We start from the raw sequence: 22918 nt of genomic DNA, 5'->3' as shown, positions 1-22918 counted from the left end.
TCGTCTATATTAATTATTGTTTCTATTTCTTTTATTTCTTAGCTAAAAGCACTTTCCAAGCCGATTCTACATCGCCGTTATCCAAATATTTTTTGGCCTCTAAGTGTACTTTTTTCTGATCGTCGGAGCTTAAAACTCCTTTGACTGCGAAATTTTCTTTCACAAATATAATAACTTCTTCAATTGTAGGCAAGGCTTCTACATTTCCTAATTTGCCTAAATCATTTCCATCAAAAACATCGCTTTCTTTTACAAAATTTGGTATTGCATCTACTCCTACTCCCAGTGTTGTTAAGGGTTTTGCAACTTCAAAAAGACCTTGATTTGATCTTGAATACCAGTTATTTCCAAGTCTTGAAACCAAATCAATTTTATGCTGATCGATCGCTCCGTTTTCATCTAAAATAGATTCGTGAATATGAATTTTCACCACTTCGCACAAAATCAAATTTCCAGCTCCGCCTTCTGTTCCTAACGGAATAATCTGCGTAATCTTGCATTCAAATTGAACTGGAGATTCTTTTACACGATATGGTTTTACTAAATCTGACGGAATTTGAGTTAATCCTGCTTTGATGAATTCGTTTACGCCATCTCCATATTCTGTGCTTGCCAATGAAGTCTGCTGAACTAAATCATAATTTACAACATTAATTACGACTTCCTTAGTTGCCTCAGCATTTATTAAAGTATGTTTGATAGTATTATCTCGAACACGTCTTGATGGTGAAAAAACCAAAATAGGCGGATTGGCACTGAACACATTAAAGAAACTAAACGGAGATAAATTCGGAACCCCTTTTTCGCTTATTGTACTTGCAAACGCAATAGGTCTTGGACCAATTGAACTCTGCAAATAGCCTTGCAATTTAGCCGTCGGAATCTCTTTTGGATTAATGCTGATCATACTTTTATATTTAAACAAATCTCACTTTTGCTGTTACAAAAGTATTGAAATCGTTTAATTAGAAGAAATAGTTTTATAGATAAAACGAAAAATCTTTCCGCATTCGCAAAATATAAAATGTGTATATTTCGTTATCTTTATACCACAAAATAATTGATATGTCTTTTTCTGAAAGAACAAACACAACCCGCTGGATTATTATATCGGTTTGCTTTATAATCATTTCGCTAATCCTTTGGAACACTTATACTTTCTTCCAAATATTTAAAAACGAGGAACGTTTAAAAATGAACCTCTTTGTAAATGCTCAAATTACACTAGTTAATGCAAACGAAAATACTGATGTAGAACTACCTCTTCAGATTTTCAGTAACAATACTTCAATTCCTGGAATTATAATGCTTTATGACAAAGTAGTGAGCGCCGTAAATGTTCCTGATGAAGTTCTTAATGACAAGAAAAAAAGAATCGATTTTTTAAATAAATTAAAAAGTGAAAACGAACCTATTACTTTTGAATATGCTCCAGGAAAATATCAAACCTTATATTACGGTAATTCAGCGTTATTAAATAAACTTAAATATTACCCAATTGCCTTACTTCTCATTATCTTTTTATGTATTGCTTTAATCTATAACTTTTACAAAAGCACTAAAATGGCAACCCAAAATAAGCTTTGGGCAGGAATGGCAAAAGAAACGGCACATCAAATAGGAACGCCATTGTCTTCTTTAATTGGCTGGGTTGAGATACTTAAAACAGAAAATATTGATCAATCTATTAGTACTGAAATTGAAAAAGACATAGAACGTCTGCAAACTATTACGGATCGTTTTTCTAAAATTGGTTCAATTCCTGTTTTAGAACTTCATGATATTGTTGAAGAAACAAAAACCGCATACGAATACTTGCAATCACGATTTTCTAAACAAGTTGCTTTTTCGTTTAAAGCTCCAAACGAACCTATTTTAGGCATGATCAATCCTATTTTACATAGCTGGACTATCGAAAATCTAGTCAAAAATGCAATTGATGCCATGAAAGGAAAAGGAACTTTAGACCTTAAGATTGAACAAGATAGTCATAACGTAAAGATAAATGTAAAAGATTCGGGAACAGGAATTTCTAAAAAACAATTTAAAACTATTTTCGAACCTGGGTTTACGACTAAAAAACGCGGTTGGGGACTTGGACTTTCTTTAACTAAAAGAATTGTTGAAGAATATCACAACGGAAAAATTAAAGTTTTACATTCTGAAATTGGAAAAGGAACTACTTTTCAAATTTCATTAAATAAAAAAGTGCAGTAAAATTTATTACTGCACTTTTGTTATCTGTTTTGTCTGACCTAGCGAAGTCGAAGTCTTTACAAATTCGATTGAATATCTTTTGCTAAAGCTTCAAATTCTTCTTTTGAAAGAGAAACTTTATCAATAAAACGCATTTCGTCCATATGGTTTAACGGAATCAAATGCACGTGTGCATGAGGCACCTCAAGCCCAACAACTGCAATTCCGATTCTTTTGCATGGAACTGTCTTTTCTAAAGCTGCAGCTACTTTTTTAGAAAACTTCATTAAGCCTAAATACAGTTCTTCATCCATATCAAAAATCTTATCGATTTCTTGTTTAGGAATACAAAGTGTGTGTCCTTTTGCATTTGGATTTACATCTAAAAATGCCAAATAGTTTTCGTCTTCAGCAATTTTATAAGCTGGAATTTCTCCGTTTACTATTTTAGTGAATATTGATGCCATTGTTTTTTTGGGTTAATCGTGTAACTGTTTATTTGTTTAACCGATTTAACGATTAAACGGTTAAACTAAAATTAGTCTCTTGAAATTTCAAGAATTTCGAATTTTAAAACTCCGTTTGGAACTGTAATTTCAGCTACTTCTCCAACAGATTTCCCTAGCAAACCTTTTCCAATAGGAGAAGTTACAGAGATTTTTCCTGTTTTTAAATCTGCTTCACTTTCAGCAACAAGCGTATATTTCATCTCCATTCCGTTGCTTTGGTTTTTAATTTTTACATTCGATAAAACTAAAACTTTAGAAACATCTAGTTGAGATTCGTCAATTAATCTTGCGTTTGCGTATACTTCTTCTAGTTTAGAAATTCTCATTTCTAATAAACCCTGTGCTTCTTTTGCTGCATCATATTCTGCATTTTCAGACAAATCGCCTTTATCTCTCGCGTCTGCAATATCTTGAGATGCCTTTGGACGCATTACACTTTTAAGGTGCTCCAACTCATCTTTTAATTTTTTTAATCCTTCAGCTGTATAATAAGATACTTTACTCATAACTTCATCGTTTATATAAATACAAAAAATCCCATCGCGACGGGATTTTCTTACCACAAATATACTATAATTTTTAATAGTACATAATTATATGTTAATCATATAGATTTCAAATCTAAATAATTATTTTTGTTTTAACTAATTCCTATTAAAATAATGAAAAAAATCTGGTTCTTTATCGCATTTACCGCTGTTTTGTTCTCTTGCAGTGAAAACAACAGAAGCAATAATAATCCTTATATTCCTAATTATCCCGTAAACGCATATCTTGATGCCAATTTGCCAACATATAACAAATTGCTGTATCCTAGTAATCCCGTTTATGTTGCCAATTATGGCGCAAAAGGAATTATAGTAATGAAAACTGGTGAAGGAACTTTTACTGCTTTTGATGCAGCTTGCCCAAATCAAGCGCTTACATCTTGTACGGCCATGACAATTGACGGAATTTACGCTGTTTGTCCTTGCGATAAAACTCAATACAACTTATTTACAGGACTTGGAGGAAAAGAATATCCGATGAAACAATATCGCGTCGAAGCTTCTGGAACTGTAGTTCACGTTTATAATTAAATAAAAAAGCCTGAAAGTAAATTTTCAGGCTTTTTTTATAATCCAACTTAATTAGAATTTCAAATTCAAACCAACTAAGAAATTTGTCCCAGCTTGCGGGTAATAGTAAGGATAAATATCCCACATGTATCCATTTGAAACATATTTTTTATCGAAGATATTATTAACCATTCCAGTTATGGTAATCGATTTAAAAATTGATTTTGTTTTTATTTCGTAAGAAGCATTAAAATCATTTACAAAATAATCTGCCAATTTTGCTGATGGAAGTTCGATATTGTTCATGAACTGTTCTCCAACGTATTTTTGCAATAATGAAAGATATAATCCTTCAATTGGCTTAAATACAATAACGTTTCCTGCAATAACTTCTGGAGAATAAGCAATTTTAGTTGTTCCGTAATATTCTCCATCTACAGCTAAATCAACATTTTTGTTGCTGCTTAAAGTAAAGTTCGGTCTTAAAGTGAATTTATCAGAAAGTGCAATTGTTGCATCAACTTCTAAGCCTAAACGGTAGCTTTTCTCCGTATTTGCACGAATCGGATTTCCAACATCATCCAATCTTCCAGTTAAAATCAATTGGTCTTTGTATGCCATGTAATATACATTCGAATTCAATTGAAATTTTTCAGAATTGAATCTCCATCCTAATTCAAAATCATTCAATTTCTCTGGTTTTACATTTCCTCCTTCATAATCAGTTCTGTTAGGTTCACGATTTGCTCGTGCATAAGAAAAATACAAAGTGCTTTTTTGACTGATTTCGTAATTCAAACCCGCTTTCGGATTAAAGAAGTTGAAATTATCATCAACTAAACCTGTTTCTGCACTATTAGCTTTATATTTTACATTTCTGTATTGCAAATCGCCATATAAACTTAACTTTTCTGTTAATTGATAATTTGCTTTCGCGAAAATGTTCCCATCTGTTTTTGTAGAAAAATCATCGTAATAATGATCTCCAAGTTCAGATTGAGAAGCATATCTTGCCCAGATTACTTTTCCGAAATGATCACCTTCATATTTGTTCCAGCCTCCGCCCAAAATAACGTTTAGCTTTTCTGTGACATATTTAGCAGAGAAAGTAGTTCCGTAAAAGTCATTATCTAACCATTTTTGGCGTACTAAATCTGTCGTTGTTACACTTCCAACTGGATCCAGATTATATTCAGCCATATCTGCATCTTCCTTGTAATTTTCGTAATAACCTTTTCCTTTTGTATAATGAAGTGCAAAGTTTGTGCTCCATTTATCAGAAATAGATTCGCTCCAATGTAATTGATAATGATCTTGTTTGTAATTATCGGTTTCATTATCATAAAAACGAACATTTCCTGCTTCATCTGTATACATACCTGCCGAATTGAAAGTACGATTTGTGCTTAAAGTTTCACCATCAATTCCGTTCCAGGATTGATACGTTTTTTCGGTTCCGCCAAAAACTAAAGCTTTAATCAAAGTTGTTTTGCCAACATAAGTTCCCTGCAAGAAATATGATTTTAAATCTGAACTTGCGCGATCAATATATCCTTGTGATTTTATTGCCGATAAACGTCCTGCAATTTCAAAATGATCATTCAACAAACCTGTGCTGAATTTTACCGTATTTTTTATTGTATTGAATGATCCAGCAGAGCTTGAAATTTCGCCAGTTGCTTTATTAGCATAACTGTCAGTTAGCATATTTAAGCTCGCACCAAAAGCACCTGCGCCATTTGTAGATGTTCCAACTCCGCGTTGCAATTGAAGACTTTCTACAGAAGAAGCAAAATCGGGCATATTAACCCAAAATGTTCCCTGACTTTCTGCATCATTGTACGGAATTCCATTTATCGTTACGTTTACACGTGTAGCATCACTTCCACGAACTCGAATTCCAGTGTAACCAACACCGTTACCAGCATCTGAAGTCGTTACAACCGAAGGAAGATAGTTCATTAGAACAGGAATATCCTGACCTAAATTTCTATACTTAATTTCTTTTTTATCCATATTACTAAAACTCACCGGAGTCTTAGAAGTAACACGAACTGCAGAAACCAAAACCTCATCTAGAGAATTTACTTTTGTAGAATCTTGCTGTTGTGCAAAAGAGAATAGAGAATAGAATAAAGAAAATAGAATAAAGAAAATAGATTTGGTTCTCTTAAGATTTTCAACCTCTGAACCTTTGTACCTCTGTGCCTTAGCACCTAAAAAAAAAGTTTTCATTCGTAAAGAATTACGAATAAAAGGGGGAATTATTCTTTTGTTAAATTAATAAATGTGTTTCACGACAAGATAAAGTGTGCACGCTCGATATTGTCGTTTTTTCCCTTAGCAACATTACTCGCTCAGGTTCTTTGGGTATGATCTCAGCTCGTTATTTAGAGCACCCCTTTGAGACAATGCAAATATAAAAAAGTATTAAGATAAATGTATTAAGTATTAAGATTTTTCATTTTTGGATTTATTAATACTTAATTCTGCAGTCTTAATGCTAAAAATCGGGTCTTCTTCTTGATTGCTTCAAATCAGAAATATTCTTTTTGTCTTTAATTCTCTTTTTAATTACCGCTTTTGGAACTTTTGTCGCTTTTCTAACTTTCGGAACGTACAAACCTTTTTTAATAATTTCAAGAAATCGTTTTGTTACAATTTCTTTATTTTTAAGCTGGCTCCTATCTTCATCGCAATTTAAAATCAAGATATTTTCAGAAGTTAATCTTGCTGCTATATTTTGTTGCAAAAGGAATTTTTCTTCATCAGATAAAGCTTGAGAAGTATTCAAATCAAAATTCAGAACTACTTTTGACGAAACTTTATTTACGTTTTGCCCACCCGAACCACTGCTTCGAACAGCTTTAAAATTTAATTCTGATATGATTTTTTCTATATCCATTTTATTGTGGCTGATGCGCTGCTTTTAGCAAATCGTTTACTGTTTTTACGGGATTAAAAGTAATCAGAGGAACAGCAACAAAAACCGTTAGCCAATTTGCCATTGAACCATTCCATAAACCTGGTAATTCATAATTTTTAACCGCTTTTCCATCAACACTTTTCTCTACAATGAAACCTGTATTTTGATCTACAAATTGAAGTAAATTAAATTTTTCGTTTTTGTAGTTTTTTATACCGCAAACCAAATCTACCGGATTAAAATGTGTTGATTCGGCTAAAATGGTCTGTTGTTTTTTATTAGTTAAATCTACTTGAGAAGTTTCAACAATTTGAAGAGAGATTACGCCTTTATCATTCATGACCCAAAACGGACCGCCGCCAGGCTCTCCTTCATTTTTCACCATTCCGCAAACACGGATTGGTCTATTTAAAATCTCTTTGATCTTGTATATCTTATTTTCAAAAGTAAATTTATTGAAATCATTACCCATCTCAATGTTTAATTTTTCTTTTAAAAATAAAACAATTTCTTCTACATGATTTTCTTTAATTTCATTCTGATCGATTGCTTTCAAATAAGAAAAAACTTTTTGCTGCATTTCTACCAAAACGCCTGCCAAAGCTTTTTTATACAATGTAGTTTGTTCAATATGATTCTGAATTACATTATCAATGTTTTTTATAAAAATTACATCGGCATCAAGATTATTTAAATTTTCAATTAAAGCTCCATGTCCGCCTGGTCTAAAAATTAAATTATCATTTTTATCTTTTACCAATTTGTTGTTCTCATCAATAGTAATAGAGTCAGTGCTTTTACTTTGATACGAATACCCAATATTAATTTTTACGCCAGACGGTTCTTCAATTTTTTCTATAACCTCATCAACTCCTTTATAAAATAAGTTTTGGTGAATTTCTGATACAGTAAAATGCAAATTAGAAACCTTTTCTGAAGTAGCATAATGAATACATTCATTTAAATGTTCTTCAATTGGATTGGCAATATGCGTTTTATATTGGTGAAAAGGCAAAACAGCCTTAGGTTTATTTGCCGAATTATAATAATCTGGCGACAGCAATAATTTTATAAAATAATAATTTTTATAATCTCTATCTAAAGACTCAAAATCAGGATAAATTTCTCTTAATTTTTTATCGACTGCTGTGAAAAAAGGAAACTTCTCCATACCAACAATAAAAATGGCAAGTTCTTTATCATTTATTCTATTAATATACGCATTTATTGTTTCTTTTTTAATATCAAAATCATTCAAAAAAGCTGTTAAGAATTTGTACATTCTTGTCGCAGCACCAGAAGCTGGAACAAACTTTTTAATCTTTAATTTTTCTTTTTGATTATCAAAAAAAGAAGCTTTTTCTTGGAAATCGGCTTCAGATAAACTTAAAATTCCATTTCCAATTGTTGCAGGACTTACAAGATTACTCTTTGCTATTCCGTTATCAAAAATTTCAAGCTGTTTTAAAATATTTTCAAAAGGAATTCCTCTTTCATAGATTTGAATAAAATCGGAAGACGAAAAACCTTTTTCTTTCGCAATAGTCAAATTATTAACAATAGTAATTGCTTTTTCCAAACGTGTCTCCTTATCTCCTGATAATGTTATGAAGGGCTTTTTGGTGTCGATTAAAGTTTGTTTGAAAACAGAAAATACAGTTTCTCTTCCGTTTGGAGTATCACGAATATCATCTTTCTCCCAAGGAACATCAATATCTGTTAAAAAGACCAAATCATATTCGTGATTCAATGCCGCTTCGTTTAAAAGCGGATCGCAAAAACCATAATATATTTCAGAAAATACTTTTGTTACCATTAGATTAGTATCACAAAACAGATATTTTTTTGCCTTTTTTAATCTTTCATTTTCTAATGCAGTCTGACCGTAAGCAATAGGCATCATGTCATCAGCTACACAAATATGCTTATTTTCCTCCCATTTTTCTTGCAGATAATCGCGTGCAAATTCAGGAACCCATTCGGTTTCATAGTAATCTGCAAGTTGTTTTGCTAAGGTTGTTTTACCTGTACTTTCAGGTCCAAACAAAGCAATTTTTATGATGGTTGTTTTTTGCTGTCTAAGATCTTTCTCCATTCTAAATAAGCTGAAATAGCCAAAATTGTAAAAATTATATACTGAAGTGACAACATCCCTAAACCACGATAAGCGTAGAGAGGCACAACAATAATATCACCAATAATCCAAAGTGTCCAGTTTTCTATTTTTTTTCTGGCCATGTACCACATTCCTGCGAAAAATATTCCAGACGAAATCATGTCAACATAATTGTCGTGATGAATTTCATAACCAAAATATTTATAAATGCCGAAAACTACAAAAACCGTGACAATAAACAGTAAGATTCCGATTATTTTTTCATTAAAGGTTGTACGAGTTATCGGCAGATTGTCTTCAGTCGTTCCTCCTTTTGCCCAAACATACCAACCATAAATACTCATAATTGAAAAATAGGCATTGATAATCATGTCTCCCATATAACCTGCTACGTAAAGCAAATAAACCGATATTGCCGTAGCAATTAATCCTGTTGGGTAAACCCAAATATTTTCTTTTTTAGCAAACCATACACTCAAAATTCCACAAACAAAGACTAAAAACTCCAAAGCGATATGCCATAATGGAGCATTCTTATAACTTTCTAGAAAAAAATCTATCATGGAAATGTTTTTTGATTAGTGGCATTTATGATTCAAAAAAATGACTGTTGTTTTCAAAAGCTGTTCCAATAACAACTAAATCTGCTCCAGCATTATAAGCTTTTTGAATTCCTTGCAAATCTACAATTCCTCCACCAACAATAATAGGAATTTCAATATTCTGCGCAATTAACTCAATCATTTCTGTTGGAACGGGTTGTTTTGCACCACTTCCCGCTTCTAAATAAATCAATTGATTTCCTAACATTTCTCCTGCGAGCGCAGTTGCTAAAACCAAATCAAGATTTTCACGGCTTAATGGCTTTGTTTTGCTAACACGAGCAACAGCCGTTTCGTTACCGCTTTCTATTAAAATATATCCTGTAGAAATTACTTCGAGATTGGTTTTCTTAAGAATTGGAGCTGCTTGAACTTGATATTCAATCAGATAATCTGGATTTCTTCCTGATAATAAAGAAAGAAACAAAATACCGTCAGCTTTTGAAGAAATTTGCGAAGGATCTCCTGGAAACAAAATAACGGGCAAATTTGTTTTTTGTTTTAACTCCAATATTAATTCTTCTAAAATATTGTTTTGAACAATACTTCCTCCAACAAAAATATGAGTAGCAGGCGACTGATTAATTTTTTCGATTAAATGATCTAAATTTTCCATTACAATTTTATCTGGATCCAAAAGTACTGCCAGCAGTTTCTGACCATTACTTTTAGCCTCTAAAATTTGTTGTCGAATAGTGAGTATTTGTTCTTGCATCTTGGGTGTAAAAGTAAAAGTTTTTTAATGGAGAAGAACTATTTTGAATGAATTATATTTGCCTAATGTCTTTTGATAACGCAAATAATACATTATGATTACAATTGAATTACTACAGAAATACGGCGTAACCAAAAAATCTTTTGATCGAAACGATATTATTTTTGAAGAAGGGAATCTTCCTTTAAACTATTATCAGATCATTTCTGGTGAAATCAAAATGAGTAATTATAATGACGACGGACGCGAATTTATTCAAGGTATATTTTATAAAGGACAATCTTTTGGTGAACCTCCTCTATTTTTAAATCAAAAATATCCTGCGAATGCCATTGCTGTTGAAAATGCTGAAATCTTCATTCTTCCAAAAGAAAACTTCATGAAGCTTTTAGAAGAAAATCCAAAAGTGAGTATTCAAATAATTGAAAATCTAGCGCAGAGATTGTATTATAAATCAGTTATGGCTGCCGAAATTTCGACACACGAACCCGAACATCGCGTTTTAAAACTCATCGATCACGGAATTGCTTATTTTAATTTTCAAAAAGACGAAAACGGTTATCTTATTAATTTTACAAGACAGCAAATTGGAGATTTGACTGGTTTACGTGTAGAAACGGTCATTAGAGCTATAAAAGCATTGGAGAAAAAAGGCGAATTGAAGATTATTAATCGAAAAGTATACAGATAAAAAAGTTCTCGTTTTATGATTTTAATCATAAAATGTAGTTGTATTGTGGGCGTATCTTTGTCATATAAAAATCTGAATATCATGACACTATACCAAACAACATTCGACATTTTCAATAGAAATTATATGGGTTCTGCTGCAATGGCAGTAATTGGACAAAGCTGTTTAGGAGGCGCTGCGGCTATGTATGTCTTAGCTAACGGAACTTCTATCCCACAAATGATTCAACTAGCAATTATAGTTTTGGCTTGTGTTTTCGCAAATACTTCTATATTGGCACAAATGAAACACAAAGTAGTTTTCAATCTTATTATGCTAAGCGCAACTTTAAGTTTGTTTTTTATACTTTTAAATAGTTTGATTCTATGAAAAAACAAATAGAAAATAGAACTGATGTTTCTTTTTTAGTACATCAATTTTATACTAAAATAAGAGCCGATCGAGAAATCGGCTTTTATTTTAATGAAATGATAACCGACTGGGATTTGCACCTCGAAAAACTAACTGATTTTTGGGAGACAAATCTATTTGGCGTTCGTAAATATAAAGGCAATCCACATGCGGTACACAATGAAGTTGACGCACATTTTGACGAAAAAATCACTATAACCGAATTCGGAATCTGGCTTAATCATTGGTTCCAAACTATTGACGAACATTTTGAAGGAGAAAACGCCGAAACATTAAAAAGACGTGCCAGAAAAATGAGTACTTTTTTGTATATGAGTATGTTCCAACACAGACAAAAAGAAAGTGAAGTTTAAATATCTAAATCTTGGAATTTGGAATTTGGAATTTTTAAATTGAAATTTTATTTCTCAAAAGCATAAACCAAAGTAAACTTACCCTCAAAATTATCTGATTCAATTTCCTGATAATGTACATTAAAGTCCTTTATCAGATCATCAAAATGAAGACTTGCCTGCGTTTGGGTTTCATCTAAAGAAAAGTTGCTCACATTGATATGATCTTTAAAACTTATACCTTTTTCATTTCTAATTTTAAAGATTGCTTCTTTGGCTCCCCAGATAACGGTAAGTTTTTTTATATATTCTTCTGTAGTTGATGGATCTAAATAATCGCACTCATAATCTGTGAATTTATCAGCAATTCTCTGAATTTTTTCACGTTGCAATTCCATATCAATTCCTACTTTTTCGTGGCTTATAATTATTGCTGCAAAATGATAAGAATGCGTAATTGAAATATGATTATGACAATCAAAATACGGTTTCCCAAATTCGTCATAATGTAAATCTTTATCCGTAAATCCCATTTCCTGAATTAGCATACGAACGCTCAAAAAAGCGCGCTGATGCATCTGCGATTTCATTCCGTCCAATCTCTTCTGCGTTTTTTCTTTCAACACGACTTTGCTCAATAATTCTTCGAGAGATTCTGTAATTTCCCAAATTAAGATTTTAGTCGTTTCATCAAATTGTATGGTCTGAAATAGAGGCATTTCTTTTTAATTATAAATTGTAAATGGTTAATTATAAATTATTGGTGGTAAATTTTAAACCATATAAGTCATTTAAGAAAATATAACTGTTGGCTTAAAGAATGCATTAGTAAATATAAGCATTTCGCGACAAAGGTAATAGTTTCAGAATCTTTTTTAAATGAACTTACATCACTTATGTGGTTAAAAACAATTTTTAAAGTAACATTCTAAAGATTAAGAAATTAAAGATTTCACAAATCTCACAGAAATTAGTAAAAATAAAAAGGTATTCCGTAAATTTGCAAAAAATTTACAATTATACAAATATAATATAAATGAGTACTACAACTACGCCTTATGTGGCTTATAAAGTAAAAGACATTTCTCTAGCGGCTTGGGGAAGAAAAGAAATTGAACTAGCTGAAGCTGAAATGCCAGGTTTAATGGCACTTCGCGCTGAATATAAAGACGAACAACCATTAAAAGGTGCTCGTATTGCTGGATGTTTGCACATGACGATTCAAACTGCTGTTTTAATCGAAACTTTAATTGCTCTTGGTGCAGAAGTTACTTGGTCTTCTTGTAACATTTTCTCTACTCAAGATCAGGCTGCTGCTGCTATTGCTGCTGCTGGAATCTCTGTTTATGCTTGGAAAGGTCTTGACGAAGAGTCATTTGACTGGTGTATTGAGCAAACTTTATTCTTTGGTGAAGACAGAAAACCATTGAACATGATTCTTGATGACGGTGGAGATTTAACTAACATGGTTATTGACCGTTACCCAGAATTAGTTCCTGGAATTAAAGGTCTTTCTGAAGAAACTACAACTGGTGTTCACAGACTTTACGAAAGAGTAAAAGCTGGAACTTTGCCAATGCCTGCAATCAACATTAACGACTCTGTTACTAAATCTAAATTTGATAACAAATACGGATGTAAAGAATCTGCTGTTGATGCTGTACGTCGTGCAACTGACTTAATGTTGGCTGGAAAAAGAGTTGTAGTTTGCGGATATGGTGACGTCGGAAAAGGAACTGCTGCTTCTTTCAGAGGTGCTGGTTCTATTGTAACTGTTACTGAAATCGATCCAATTTGTGCTTTACAAGCTGCAATGGACGGTTATGAAGTTAAAAAATTAAACACTGTAATTGCTAATGCTGATATCATCATTACAACTACAGGAAACAAAGATATCGTTCTTGGAGAGCACTTCGAGCAAATGAAAGACAAAACTGTTGTTTGTAACATTGGTCACTTCGATAACGAAATTGATATGGCTTGGTTAAACAAAAACCACGGTGCATCTAAAATCGAAATCAAACCTCAGGTTGACAAATACAACATCAACGGAAAAGATATCATTATCTTGGCTGAAGGTCGTTTAGTAAACCTTGGTTGTGCTACAGGTCACCCAAGTTTTGTAATGAGTAACTCATTTACAAACCAGACTTTAGCTCAAATCGAATTGTGGAACAACAGCGCAGCTTACAAAAATGAAGTTTACATGTTACCAAAACATTTAGATGAAAAAGTTGCTGCTTTACACCTAGCTAAATTAGGTGTTGAACTTGAAGTTCTTAGAGAAGATCAAGCTGCTTATATTGGTGTTGAAGTTCAAGGTCCATTTAAACCAGAATACTACAGATACTAAATAAATTTAGATTGAAGATTTCTGTCCCGAAGCCTCGGGATTAGATTTCTTCTATTACATATTCAAACCCGACAGATTTTTAAAACCTGTCGGGTTTTCTGTTTTTATGTTTCAAGCGAAACATTTTTATCAAAAAATTGTACGTTTATAAATATCTGCTTACTTTTAATAACTAGAATAAGAACCTATTTCTCAAATACTTAAACAGTACGCACTTGAAAAAAACATCTTATTTACTCGTCTTCTTTTTTTTATTGTGTCTTCCACAGCTTATTTTTTCTCAGGAAAAAAAGCCTAAAGTCGTATTGGTCTTAAGCGGTGGTGGCGCAAAAGGAATTGCGCATATTCCTCTTTTACAGAAACTAGATTCTTTGCATATTGTTCCAGACCTTATTGTTGGAAACAGTATGGGAAGCATTATTGGCGGTTTGTATGCAATGGGATATTCTGGTGATAGTATAGAAAAAATCACTAAAGATATTTATTGGGATAAACTCTTAGGCGGAGGCCAATCATTACGAGCTGTAAGTGCCGAAGAAAAAAGAGAATTTCAAAGATATCTAGTCGGAATTGGTATTAAAGACGGAAAACTTAATAGTATTGGTTCTCTCTTAAACGATCAAAATCTAAGAGAATACCTTTCTGAATTAACCTTTCCTGTATATAATGTTAAAGATTTTGACAGTCTTCCGATACCTTTTAGAGCAATGGCCACTGATCTCGCTGAAGGTAAAGAAGTCATTTTAAGCAAAGGTAGTTTGGCTTACGCCATGAGAGCCAGCATGTCTTTGCCTGCCATTTTCAAACCAATGCCTTATGAAAAATCAGTATTGGTAGATGGCGGGGTATTAAATAATTTCCCCACCGATGTTGCCAAACAAATGGGCGCTGACATTATTATTGGCAGTGACGTGGGTGGCGGAATGGAGCCAGTTGATAAGCTGAATAATATTATGACCGTATTAATGCAAACCAGCATGTTTCCGAGTAATATTAAGAATCCTGCAAACCGCGATTTATGCACCATATTAGTTGATCACCTGCCCAATCTCCGTTTCTCAACAGCCGATTTTGCAGATAGTAACGAAATCTACAAAGATGGAAAAATAGCAACAAATCAAAATCTTCCAGCTTTAATTGCGCTATCCGAAAAACTAAAAGCATTTCCGCAACGAACACACAAATTGCCCGATATGCCCAAAGAATTTGTTCTTGACACTATCGTTTATAAAAAAATAAGCCCTGAGAATATGCCATTGGTCGTTGGAAGAGCCAATCTTAAAACCCATGTAACATATACCACCAAAGATTTAATAGCTGGAATTAATCGAGCAATGGGGACGAATCTTTTTGAAGAGATTACATATAGTTATTTTATTAAAGATAAGGACAAACTCGGAATTACATTATTTGGATTTGAACGCGCTAAAAACCAACTCAATACCTCGATTCATTATGATACTTATAGAGGGGTTGGAATTATTTTTAATTACACTGGAAGAAACGTCTTGGCAGATGCTTCCCGCCTTTTAATAACTGCTGATATTGCTGAACAGCCAAAAGCAAGAATCAATTACCAGAAAAATTTTGGAGGCCATAGAGAATGGTGGTGGGCATCTGAAGCTTATGGTGCTTTGCTGAGACAGGAAATTTATATTAACGGTAAAGCTTCAGATAATATACTTTATAATACTCTAGAAATCAACAATGAGATAAACAGGAATCTGAATTCTCTGAAAAGCTATTTAGGTTTTGGACTAAACTATCATTACACTAATTTAAAACCAAAATATGATAGAGAATACAATCCGAACTCAATTTCATTAACCAATTACAACTTTAATAACATCGAATTCAACATGCATTATTCTTATAATGATATGGATAAAGTTTTCTTTGCTACAAACGGAACAATCATAAAATCAAATATAGCTAGATCATTTCTTACCAATATTAATTCCTCATATTCTGACCCAGATATAACAAGCATCTCTGGCTCAACAAATGGCTACACAAAATTTGGTTTTAGTTTTGAAAAGAGGCTCTCCCTAAAAAAGAAAATTACAGGAATAGTAGGATTCGATTCTTATTTTATTTTTCAAGACAAACTCAAACATAATGATATTCCGTTTTCAGATTTTGGTTACGCATCAAAATATTTCATAGGTGGCATCATACCAAGCTCAGGCAGTTATCGTTTTTCTTTTGCTGGACTGCATGAAGACGAACTCAATGTTACGCAATATATGGGCCTTAAAATTGGGTCTCAAGTAAATATTACCGGAAAAATTTATGTGACACCTCATTTCAATATCGCAACCGTTGGTTTTAATACTTTTAACGATTATATAGATCATGCCTTTAGCCCAAAAGGAAACTGGGATGATAATTTTGAACCTAGTCTAGTAATCTCTGGAGGCGCAGCAATTTCCTATCAGTCCATTCTAGGCCCGATTCATTTTGACACTTCTTGGATAAATAACATAGACAAAGTAAGATTATTTTTCAGCGTAGGACTATCACTCAATCCGTGAGAGAAACAATTAAATCTAAAATCTCAATTCAGAAATCTAAAATAATCTGGGCGTGCCATAATTTAAGAAAAGGCCTTTTCTTAAATTATGTCGGGCTATCCGCGCTACTTCGGTAGCCAGCTCCTATCCCTCACGCTCACGTAAATCAAGAACGATTTAAATTAACAAGACATTTACAGTTTTTTTAGTTTATAGCTTTAAATTTGGACTTAAAGCTATTTAAATTCAAAAAATGATCGAAAAAATTTCCTGTGACATTCACGGCTCAAAAGAAATGTCTTTTACCTGCATTCATATCGCAACTGCAATAGATTCAAAAAATCAAGTTGGATTTTTCTATTCAGAAGCCGAGGAAGATCTTCCACAAATTGCTTGGTGTGGTTCCTGCGAGCAATATCTTTTGGACAATGGAGAAGAATGGACAGAAACTTTTCAATCTCTCGCCGATTTCAAAATGCTATGTTCCGATTGTTTTGAAGAATCAAAAAACAACGAAGCTGAAGTTCATCTTAGATAAATTCATTTCGCATGAAAAAGATTATTGCATTTTTTATATTCGCCCTTTTTACTTGCTCGGTATTCGCCCAAAGCAATGACATTTGGACTTCATTCTCAAATAAAGACAGCACACTTACGGGATTTAAAGACAAAAACGGAGTAGTCAAAATAGAACCAAAATTTACTGGCTTTACAATCGCACAAAAATTCGAAAACATAATGGCTGTTTCTGAAGAAGAAAACGGAAAATGGAAAAGTTATTATTTAACCAAAAAAGGAAAAATAGTCGGTCGAGACAGTTTATACAGTTTTGATAATAGCCCCGATTGCGAAAATGAAGGCTTTATAAGATTTAGAGATTCTAAAACAGATAAAATGGGAGTATTTAATGCCGAAGGAAAAATTGCAATTCCAGCAGAGTACAGCTCCATCACCAAAGTAAGAAACGGAATGACTATTGTTTTAAAAGATGCAATAAGAACAAAAATTGACGATGAACATTTTACTTGGACTGGCGGAAAAGAATTCCTAATTGACATCAATAACAAAATCCTTGTTGAAAATTTCGCTTATAGCGACGATTTAAATTTTTATTCTATAGAAAAATCGAAAGAACCAAGTAAAGACAAAACAAGAGATAGTTTTCTTGGCGTCGATGGACAATATTACTCGTTCATTAATTATAACAAAGAATTTAAGTATTGGCTAGAAATCAATTTACTTAAAGACTTGTCTAAAACAAATTTAGAAAAGCATGCTTTCGAAAAAATCATCTATTGGAAAGAACCAGACGGTTGGATCAACTCGCCTAAAACTAAATTTATCAGTCAGAATTATACTTATATAAAACTAAAACTTCAAGAACTTAAAAATCCCAAAACAGATTATTTTATTTCTTCTGACGGATTAAACCAATTTATTTTTGAAACAGGCGAATACGATGTTTACTTCAACAATTGCAGAGAATCTAAAGATTGGATGTACCCAACAATGGATGTTATAATCAATCCAAAAAACAACACCGATCGCGGGCAAGATCACTTTGAGTTTCTACGAACAGAAAACGGATATCAATTGATTAGTGTTTCTTCGAGAAAAGATAATCTTAAATAATTCTTTCCGCTTTAAAGTCTAACTTTGTAAAAAAGTGAATTATGAAGAATTTTCTATTTTTATTTCTCGCTATAATATTCGAAATCATTGCAACCTCAGCATTAAAAAAATCTGAAGAATTCACCAAATTGCTTCCAAGTATTATTACCATTATTGGCTATTGTGGTGCTTTTTATTGTTTGAGTTTTGCTATTAGAACCATTCCGGTTGGTTTTGCTTATGCAATTTGGTCTGGTGTAGGCATTGTTTTAATCACTATTATTGGCGCTATTTTCTTCAAAGAAATTCCAGATTTACCAGCAATTATTGGTCTTGCCTTAATTGTAATTGGCGTTATTGTAATTAATGTTTTTTCTAAGACTGTGGCACATTAGAATTGAAGTTTCAGGTTTCAGGTTTCAAGTTATGCTGTAACGTGAAACCTGAAACTTGAAACTAAAACAACAAAAAAGCATTTCCGCAAGTTTCGGATTTTATAACTTTAGAAACCAATCGATATTTGTATTATAAAAATGGAAAGAAGATGAACACACAGGAAACCATAAATTATAATCGTATCGCTGAAGCTATAGATTATATCAAAGCTAATTTTAAAGAGCAACCCAATCTGGATGAAGTTGCAGAAAAAGTACATTTGAGTCCGTTTCACTTTCAACGACTTTTTAGCGAATGGGCGGGAACGAGTCCGAAGAAGTTTTTACAATACACAAGTATCGAACACGCCAAAAAGTTACTTAAAGAAAATCAAGCAACAATTTCTGAGACCGCTTTTGAAACTGGACTTTCAGGAACCAGCCGACTTCATGATTTATTTGTAAATATCGAAGGAATGACACCTGCCGAATATAAAAACGGAGGAAAAAATCTTGAGATCAATTACAGTTTTGCCGAAAGTCCATTTGGAAATATTATTGTTGCGTCTACTCAAAAAGGCGTTTGTTTTATGGCTTTCGCCGAAGATGAAATCACTGGATTTATTGCTTTGAAAGATAAATTCCCGAATGCTCAATTTTCGAAAAAACTGGATTTATCTCAGCAAAATGCACTATTTATTTTCCAAAATGACTGGAGCAAATTATCTGAAATTAAACTTCATTTAAAAGGAACCGATTTTCAATTGAAAGTTTGGGAAACTTTACTGAAAATCCCAATGGGACAGCTTTCTACTTACGGAACAATTGCAAATCAAATTCAAAAACCAAATGCTTCTCGCGCCGTCGGAACTGCAATTGGAAGTAATCCTGTTGCGTTTCTTATTCCTTGTCATCGCGTAATTCAGTCTTCAGGAGTTTTTGGCGGTTACATGTGGGGAAATACTAGAAAAACAGCCATTATTGGTTGGGAAGGTGCGCAAGTAAATCCATAAAGAGTTAAAATCCCAATTTAAAAATTCCAAATTCCAATGATTCTTCATCAATGGAAACTTTAGTACATCTCAAATTCTTATGCAAAATATACAATCAAAAATTGCTTCTCAAGACTGGGAAAGCATCACCGAATCTATGCACGAAAATGGATTCGCCATTATTCCAAAAGTGCTTAATAATGAACAATGCGAAGATTTAAAATTCGATTATGATAATCCATCTACATACCGAAAAACAGTTGTTATGGAACGTTATCGATTTGGTTTAGGCGAATACAAATATTTCAATTATCCGCTTCCCGATTTAATTCAAAATATTCGAACTTCAATTTATCCGAAACTCGCTCCGATTGCCAATTCTTGGATGAAAGCTCTCAATATTAATACTGTTTTTCCAAAAACGCATTCAGAATTATTAAAACAATGCCACGACAATAATCAGTTGAAAGCAACGGTTTTGATTTTAAAATATGGAAAAAGCGGATTCAATACTTTGCATCAAGACTTATATGGAGATATATATTTTCCTATTCAAATTGTGCTTTTTCTAAATGAACCAGATGAGGATTTTACTGGAGGTGAATTTGTGTTGACTCAACAAACTCCAAGAGCACAATCTAAAGCGATTGTTTTGAAACCCAGAAAAGGAGATATTCTAGTTTTTACAACCCATTTTAAACCCGTAAAAGGTACAAAAGGATATTATCGTGTGAATATGAAACACGGTGTTAGTGAAGTTCATTCTGGTGAACGTTTTACATTGGGAATTATTTTTCACGATGCCCTTTCATGAATATTTTTCCGCCACAAATTCACGAATTATTTTTAAAATCTGTGCGTGTAAAATTAGTTTAATTCGTGAATTCGTGGCGGAAAAATTAACGTAAAACGAATATGATCAAACACAATAAAATTTCAGATTCAGATCTTCGTAGTAAAATTAAAAATGCGGAAATTTGTTTCGGTGGCAACCAAAAATTAAAAATCTACGGAACGCTTAAATGTTCTTCGGGAAAAAGAATGAAAAAAGAAAATCGGGTTTTCTTTTTATCTGAAAATGATGCTAAACAAAATGGTTTCAGACCTTGCGGACATTGTATGAGATCGGAATATCAAAAATGGAAAAATGGACTTATTTAATCCTCAAAAAGACGAAAATACAAATCTGCTTCCGAAAGATGGAACGGTAAATTATTATGGAAAATGCTTCTCCAGACAAGAAGCCGATTTCTATCGCGATATTTTATTAAATACAATTGAATGGAAAAATGACGAAGCTGTGATCTTCGGAAAATTAATTTTAACCAAACGAAAAGTAGCTTGGTACGGCGATCAAGAATTTGAATATACGTATTCGAATACAACCAAAAAAGCGTTGCCTTGGACTCCTGAACTTTTAAAATTAAAGAAAATCATTGAAGAAAAAACGGGAGAAACTTTCAATTCTTGTCTTTTGAATTTATATCATACGGGCGAAGAAGGAATGGCGTGGCATAGCGATGCAGAAAAGGATTTGAAGAAAAATGGAGCAATTGGATCGGTAAGTTTTGGTGCCGAACGTAAATTCGCCTTCAAACATAAAGAAACGAAAGAAACCGTTTCCATGATTTTGGAACATGGAAGTTTATTGGTTATGAAAGATGAAACACAAACGCATTGGCTGCATCGATTACCTCCAACAAAAACAACTCAAAAACCTCGAGTAAATTTGACTTTTAGAACTATTGTGAGATAATAATTTTACTTCTTTTTGGGAGCGACATTTTCATACGAACGTATTAAAGCGTCTTCAAACATTTCGGGTCTTGCTCTTGAAAGTTCGACAATTGTCCAGCCTTGTTTTCCCCATTTATTTGGAACTTCATAGAAAATTTTTTCGCTTGACGAACAAAAAACCGATTGATCTATTTCGTTTAACTTCAAAACGGCACGATTATTTTTTTCGTCAAAAGTTGCAAAAATCTTCTTTTTTATTCGAAAGGAAGTTTTCTCAAAATGAGGTTCTTCGGCTGCATCTGGAAATGACATTGCTAATTTTCTAAATTCTTCAATTGAAACCATAATCGTCATTTTTAAAGATTACTTTTTACCAACCTTGATTCAGTCCATTTTTGAGCACCTCATCGTATTTTTCTTTATCAAAAGAATACAAATTTGGAGCTTTGTGCGCTACGTTGCTTTTCTTTTCGTCAAGTTTGGTAAGAATTCCGATATTAGTGATTTTACGTAAAAAATTTCTACGGTCTAATTTTTTGTCCAAAATTGTTTCGTATAATTTCTGCAATTCCGGAATTGTAAATTTCTCTGGTAATAAATTGTAACCTATTGGCATTAAATTCAATTCGGTTCGTAAAGTATCCAATGCTTTATCCAAAATTTCTCTGTGATCTAAAATAAGTTCTGGCACTTCTTTATGATCAATCCATTCTACTATTTCATATCTACCTATTGGATTTGGAAGAATTTTTGAAAAATCTACCAAAGCATAATATCCAATCGTTACAAAACGGCGCATAAGCCATTTCCCTTTTGCTTCTTCAATTTGTAGGTATTCCAATATTTTTTTATCAAAATGCTGTTTGTTACGATCTACTTTTCCAAAGGTGGCAAATTGTCTTAAAAAAACTCCATCAACACCAGTTCTGCTATTCAATACCGTAATCGCGGCTGTATCTATATCTTGATCCACAGGAATAAAACCACCGGGCAAGGACCATTTATTGGCACGTTCTACTTTGATTAATAAAACTTTGAGCTGATTATCATGAAAGCCAAAAATGACGCAATCTATAGAAAGTCCAGGCTGGTAATTTTCGTTATTATCTATAATGTCTTTTAACATTGAATACGGTATAAATACTTTCTTTTAATAACTCTGCAATTTACTTCATTTTTACAAATCTGAAGCATTTTTGAAAAAATAGGGATCAAATTTTCATTCAAAACAAAAGTGTGTAAATCACAATTTTAACTTAAATTTAAAGTTCAAATTTAAAAAAAATAATTACATTGCGTCATAATAACACATTAACGATTCGGATTGTTAAATTCTAATCGAAATCCAGAAGAAACACTGCTATAAATCTTGTTTTTTCTTCAAAATAAATATTGAAAGTTAAACGTAGAAGTTATGAATGCCAATCCGTTAAAAAGTATCAACAAAAAAATTAGAACCAAAATCTGGTCTTCATTCGGGTTTGTTTCTAAAACATATCTTTTAGAAGCTTCTTTAAAATATAGCGAAGAACAGGAAAGGATTTTCAATGAAATGATTGTTGATACCGATGTAAAAAATAAAAAGGCAAAACAAGAAGCTTTTGAAAAAGCATTGTATGCTTCATACAAAGGAATTGGTGCTATGGATTTTGTAAATACTGTTTTAAAATAAATACCTTACACATTTTTAGTAATTTATAATGCCTGCCTCACTTCGGTGAGGTTTTTTTATTATAAATTTTACACTTGCATGAAAGAAAATGATTATTTATTAGTTATTTT

The 22918-nt window shown here is 32.6% G+C and carries 26 protein-coding genes; 15 read left to right on the top strand and 11 right to left on the bottom strand.

Going from position 1 to position 22918, the window contains the following annotated elements:
* Positions 1 to 31: 31 nt before the first annotated feature.
* Positions 32 to 907 carry a flavin reductase family protein gene (locus OD917_RS14800; RefSeq protein ID WP_263524208.1) on the bottom strand — a complete coding sequence of 292 codons (876 nt, stop codon included), beginning with the start codon at positions 905 to 907 and terminating at the stop codon, positions 32 to 34.
* A gap of 158 nt (positions 908 to 1065) precedes the next feature.
* Here OD917_RS14800 and OD917_RS14795 point away from each other — a divergent pair, with 158 nt between their 5' ends.
* Positions 1066 to 2217: a sensor histidine kinase gene (locus tag OD917_RS14795; protein WP_263524207.1), complete on the top strand. Its 1152-nt coding sequence runs from the start codon at positions 1066 to 1068 to the stop codon at positions 2215 to 2217.
* A gap of 56 nt (positions 2218 to 2273) precedes the next feature.
* Here the strand turns inward: OD917_RS14795 and OD917_RS14790 are convergent, their stop codons facing one another.
* Together OD917_RS14790 and greA are read right to left on the bottom strand one after the other, a co-directional pair.
* Positions 2274 to 2663: an HIT family protein gene (locus tag OD917_RS14790; protein ID WP_129748510.1), complete on the bottom strand. Its 390-nt coding sequence runs from the start codon at positions 2661 to 2663 to the stop codon at positions 2274 to 2276.
* A 71-nt stretch (positions 2664 to 2734) separates the two neighbouring features.
* Positions 2735 to 3211: a transcription elongation factor GreA gene (gene greA, locus OD917_RS14785; protein WP_111288069.1), complete on the bottom strand. Its 477-nt coding sequence runs from the start codon at positions 3209 to 3211 to the stop codon at positions 2735 to 2737.
* Between the two features lie 156 nt (positions 3212 to 3367).
* Here greA and OD917_RS14780 point away from each other — a divergent pair, with 156 nt between their 5' ends.
* Positions 3368 to 3784 carry a Rieske (2Fe-2S) protein gene (locus OD917_RS14780; protein ID WP_111288071.1) on the top strand — a complete coding sequence of 139 codons (417 nt, stop codon included), beginning with the start codon at positions 3368 to 3370 and terminating at the stop codon, positions 3782 to 3784.
* Positions 3785 to 3835: 51 nt separating this feature from the next.
* On the opposite strand, the gene OD917_RS14775 is transcribed toward OD917_RS14780, so the two are convergent.
* From OD917_RS14775 to OD917_RS14755, 5 genes are all read right to left on the bottom strand, one after another.
* A complete protein-coding gene (locus OD917_RS14775; RefSeq protein WP_263524206.1) occupies positions 3836 to 5998 on the bottom strand; it encodes a TonB-dependent receptor in 2163 nt (720 codons plus the stop codon).
* Between the two features lie 268 nt (positions 5999 to 6266).
* Positions 6267 to 6668 carry an alternative ribosome rescue aminoacyl-tRNA hydrolase ArfB gene (gene arfB, locus OD917_RS14770; RefSeq protein ID WP_263524205.1) on the bottom strand — a complete coding sequence of 134 codons (402 nt, stop codon included), beginning with the start codon at positions 6666 to 6668 and terminating at the stop codon, positions 6267 to 6269.
* Between the two features lies 1 nt (position 6669).
* Positions 6670 to 8784 carry a DUF4301 family protein gene (locus OD917_RS14765; protein ID WP_263524204.1) on the bottom strand — a complete coding sequence of 705 codons (2115 nt, stop codon included), beginning with the start codon at positions 8782 to 8784 and terminating at the stop codon, positions 6670 to 6672.
* A complete protein-coding gene (pnuC, locus tag OD917_RS14760; protein ID WP_263524203.1) occupies positions 8745 to 9368 on the bottom strand; it encodes a nicotinamide riboside transporter PnuC in 624 nt (207 codons plus the stop codon). Before pnuC ends, OD917_RS14765 begins: the two co-directional genes overlap by 40 nt.
* 25 nt (positions 9369 to 9393) lie before the next feature.
* Positions 9394 to 10122 carry a geranylgeranylglyceryl/heptaprenylglyceryl phosphate synthase gene (locus OD917_RS14755; protein WP_263524202.1) on the bottom strand — a complete coding sequence of 243 codons (729 nt, stop codon included), beginning with the start codon at positions 10120 to 10122 and terminating at the stop codon, positions 9394 to 9396.
* Between the two features lie 94 nt (positions 10123 to 10216).
* Between OD917_RS14755 and OD917_RS14750 the strand changes: the two genes are divergently transcribed.
* From OD917_RS14750 to OD917_RS14740, 3 genes are all read left to right on the top strand, one after another.
* Complete coding sequence (locus tag OD917_RS14750) at positions 10217 to 10813, top strand: Crp/Fnr family transcriptional regulator (RefSeq protein ID WP_263524201.1); 597 nt, start codon at positions 10217 to 10219, stop codon at positions 10811 to 10813.
* Between the two features lie 81 nt (positions 10814 to 10894).
* Entirely contained in the window at positions 10895 to 11182 is a 288-nt protein-coding gene (locus OD917_RS14745; RefSeq protein WP_263524200.1) for a hypothetical protein, read from the top strand.
* Entirely contained in the window at positions 11179 to 11577 is a 399-nt protein-coding gene (locus OD917_RS14740) for a group III truncated hemoglobin (protein ID WP_263524199.1), read from the top strand. Before OD917_RS14745 ends, OD917_RS14740 begins: the two co-directional genes overlap by 4 nt.
* A gap of 47 nt (positions 11578 to 11624) precedes the next feature.
* Here OD917_RS14740 and OD917_RS14735 read toward each other — a convergent pair whose 3' ends face one another.
* Positions 11625 to 12275 carry a 4'-phosphopantetheinyl transferase family protein gene (locus OD917_RS14735; protein ID WP_263524198.1) on the bottom strand — a complete coding sequence of 217 codons (651 nt, stop codon included), beginning with the start codon at positions 12273 to 12275 and terminating at the stop codon, positions 11625 to 11627.
* A 317-nt stretch (positions 12276 to 12592) separates the two neighbouring features.
* On the opposite strand from OD917_RS14735, the gene ahcY reads away from it, so the two are divergent.
* The 9 genes from ahcY to OD917_RS14690 all read left to right on the top strand — a co-directional run bounded on the left by ahcY (position 12593) and on the right by OD917_RS14690 (position 21155).
* Positions 12593 to 13909 carry an adenosylhomocysteinase gene (gene ahcY, locus OD917_RS14730; RefSeq protein ID WP_091493592.1) on the top strand — a complete coding sequence of 439 codons (1317 nt, stop codon included), beginning with the start codon at positions 12593 to 12595 and terminating at the stop codon, positions 13907 to 13909.
* A gap of 215 nt (positions 13910 to 14124) precedes the next feature.
* Positions 14125 to 16443: a patatin-like phospholipase family protein gene (locus OD917_RS14725; RefSeq protein ID WP_263524197.1), complete on the top strand. Its 2319-nt coding sequence runs from the start codon at positions 14125 to 14127 to the stop codon at positions 16441 to 16443.
* A gap of 232 nt (positions 16444 to 16675) precedes the next feature.
* Positions 16676 to 16960: a hypothetical protein gene (locus OD917_RS14720; protein WP_263524196.1), complete on the top strand. Its 285-nt coding sequence runs from the start codon at positions 16676 to 16678 to the stop codon at positions 16958 to 16960.
* Between the two features lie 11 nt (positions 16961 to 16971).
* Complete coding sequence (locus tag OD917_RS14715) at positions 16972 to 18054, top strand: WG repeat-containing protein (protein ID WP_263524195.1); 1083 nt, start codon at positions 16972 to 16974, stop codon at positions 18052 to 18054.
* 41 nt (positions 18055 to 18095) lie between these two features.
* A complete protein-coding gene (locus OD917_RS14710) occupies positions 18096 to 18428 on the top strand; it encodes a DMT family transporter (protein WP_111288101.1) in 333 nt (110 codons plus the stop codon).
* A gap of 149 nt (positions 18429 to 18577) precedes the next feature.
* On the top strand, positions 18578 to 19420 hold the full coding sequence (locus tag OD917_RS14705) for a bifunctional helix-turn-helix domain-containing protein/methylated-DNA--[protein]-cysteine S-methyltransferase (protein ID WP_263524194.1): 843 nt from the start codon (positions 18578 to 18580) through the stop codon (positions 19418 to 19420).
* Positions 19421 to 19499: 79 nt separating this feature from the next.
* On the top strand, positions 19500 to 20213 hold the full coding sequence (locus OD917_RS14700) for a 2OG-Fe(II) oxygenase (protein WP_263524193.1): 714 nt from the start codon (positions 19500 to 19502) through the stop codon (positions 20211 to 20213).
* Between the two features lie 101 nt (positions 20214 to 20314).
* The gene (locus tag OD917_RS14695; protein WP_263524192.1) at positions 20315 to 20560 is read left to right on the top strand and encodes an Ada metal-binding domain-containing protein; all 246 of its coding nucleotides are present in this window, start codon (positions 20315 to 20317) and stop codon (positions 20558 to 20560) included.
* Positions 20547 to 21155, top strand: a complete 609-nt coding sequence (locus OD917_RS14690) for an alpha-ketoglutarate-dependent dioxygenase AlkB family protein (RefSeq protein ID WP_263524191.1) — start codon at positions 20547 to 20549, stop codon at positions 21153 to 21155. Before OD917_RS14695 ends, OD917_RS14690 begins: the two co-directional genes overlap by 14 nt.
* A 5-nt stretch (positions 21156 to 21160) precedes the next feature.
* Here OD917_RS14690 and OD917_RS14685 read toward each other — a convergent pair whose 3' ends face one another.
* Together OD917_RS14685 and OD917_RS14680 are read right to left on the bottom strand one after the other, a co-directional pair.
* Entirely contained in the window at positions 21161 to 21481 is a 321-nt protein-coding gene (locus OD917_RS14685; protein WP_263524190.1) for an MmcQ/YjbR family DNA-binding protein, read from the bottom strand.
* 25 nt (positions 21482 to 21506) lie between these two features.
* Positions 21507 to 22262, bottom strand: coding sequence for an NUDIX hydrolase (locus OD917_RS14680; protein WP_263524189.1), 756 nt, complete (start codon positions 22260 to 22262; stop codon positions 21507 to 21509).
* Positions 22263 to 22550: 288 nt separating this feature from the next.
* Here OD917_RS14680 and OD917_RS14675 point away from each other — a divergent pair, with 288 nt between their 5' ends.
* Positions 22551 to 22808 (top strand): hypothetical protein, encoded by a 258-nt coding sequence (locus OD917_RS14675; RefSeq protein ID WP_111288115.1) that lies wholly within the window; start codon positions 22551 to 22553, stop codon positions 22806 to 22808.
* Positions 22809 to 22918: the final 110 nt, after the last annotated feature.

The sequence above is a fragment of the Flavobacterium sp. SH_e genome, from assembly GCF_025717045.1.
GTDB lineage: Bacteria > Bacteroidota > Bacteroidia > Flavobacteriales > Flavobacteriaceae > Flavobacterium.
This window is presented reverse-complemented; position numbering and strand designations above follow the sequence as displayed.

Excerpts from the sequence above, each read along its gene's own strand:
- OD917_RS14740 (WP_263524199.1), top strand. The coding sequence starts at position 11,179 with ATGAAAAAACAAATAGAAAATAGAACTGATGTTTCTTTTTTAGTACAT.
- ahcY (WP_091493592.1), top strand. The coding sequence starts at position 12,593 with ATGAGTACTACAACTACGCCTTATGTGGCTTATAAAGTAAAAGACATT.
- OD917_RS14715 (WP_263524195.1), top strand. The coding sequence starts at position 16,972 with ATGAAAAAGATTATTGCATTTTTTATATTCGCCCTTTTTACTTGCTCG.
- OD917_RS14695 (WP_263524192.1), top strand. The coding sequence starts at position 20,315 with ATGATCAAACACAATAAAATTTCAGATTCAGATCTTCGTAGTAAAATT.
- OD917_RS14750 (WP_263524201.1), top strand. The coding sequence starts at position 10,217 with ATGATTACAATTGAATTACTACAGAAATACGGCGTAACCAAAAAATCT.
- OD917_RS14710 (WP_111288101.1), top strand. The coding sequence starts at position 18,096 with ATGAAGAATTTTCTATTTTTATTTCTCGCTATAATATTCGAAATCATT.
- OD917_RS14735 (WP_263524198.1), bottom strand. The coding sequence starts at position 12,275 with ATGCCTCTATTTCAGACCATACAATTTGATGAAACGACTAAAATCTTA.
- OD917_RS14690 (WP_263524191.1), top strand. The coding sequence starts at position 20,547 with ATGGACTTATTTAATCCTCAAAAAGACGAAAATACAAATCTGCTTCCG.
- arfB (WP_263524205.1), bottom strand. The coding sequence starts at position 6,668 with ATGGATATAGAAAAAATCATATCAGAATTAAATTTTAAAGCTGTTCGA.
- OD917_RS14790 (WP_129748510.1), bottom strand. The coding sequence starts at position 2,663 with ATGGCATCAATATTCACTAAAATAGTAAACGGAGAAATTCCAGCTTAT.
- OD917_RS14675 (WP_111288115.1), top strand. The coding sequence starts at position 22,551 with ATGAATGCCAATCCGTTAAAAAGTATCAACAAAAAAATTAGAACCAAA.
- OD917_RS14720 (WP_263524196.1), top strand. The coding sequence starts at position 16,676 with ATGATCGAAAAAATTTCCTGTGACATTCACGGCTCAAAAGAAATGTCT.
- OD917_RS14780 (WP_111288071.1), top strand. The coding sequence starts at position 3,368 with ATGAAAAAAATCTGGTTCTTTATCGCATTTACCGCTGTTTTGTTCTCT.
- OD917_RS14775 (WP_263524206.1), bottom strand. The coding sequence starts at position 5,998 with ATGAAAACTTTTTTTTTAGGTGCTAAGGCACAGAGGTACAAAGGTTCA.
- OD917_RS14685 (WP_263524190.1), bottom strand. The coding sequence starts at position 21,481 with ATGGTTTCAATTGAAGAATTTAGAAAATTAGCAATGTCATTTCCAGAT.
- greA (WP_111288069.1), bottom strand. The coding sequence starts at position 3,211 with ATGAGTAAAGTATCTTATTATACAGCTGAAGGATTAAAAAAATTAAAA.
- OD917_RS14700 (WP_263524193.1), top strand. The coding sequence starts at position 19,500 with ATGCAAAATATACAATCAAAAATTGCTTCTCAAGACTGGGAAAGCATC.
- OD917_RS14765 (WP_263524204.1), bottom strand. The coding sequence starts at position 8,784 with ATGGAGAAAGATCTTAGACAGCAAAAAACAACCATCATAAAAATTGCT.
- OD917_RS14795 (WP_263524207.1), top strand. The coding sequence starts at position 1,066 with ATGTCTTTTTCTGAAAGAACAAACACAACCCGCTGGATTATTATATCG.
- pnuC (WP_263524203.1), bottom strand. The coding sequence starts at position 9,368 with ATGATAGATTTTTTTCTAGAAAGTTATAAGAATGCTCCATTATGGCAT.
- OD917_RS14755 (WP_263524202.1), bottom strand. The coding sequence starts at position 10,122 with ATGCAAGAACAAATACTCACTATTCGACAACAAATTTTAGAGGCTAAA.
- OD917_RS14680 (WP_263524189.1), bottom strand. The coding sequence starts at position 22,262 with ATGTTAAAAGACATTATAGATAATAACGAAAATTACCAGCCTGGACTT.
- OD917_RS14745 (WP_263524200.1), top strand. The coding sequence starts at position 10,895 with ATGACACTATACCAAACAACATTCGACATTTTCAATAGAAATTATATG.
- OD917_RS14705 (WP_263524194.1), top strand. The coding sequence starts at position 18,578 with ATGAACACACAGGAAACCATAAATTATAATCGTATCGCTGAAGCTATA.
- OD917_RS14800 (WP_263524208.1), bottom strand. The coding sequence starts at position 907 with ATGATCAGCATTAATCCAAAAGAGATTCCGACGGCTAAATTGCAAGGC.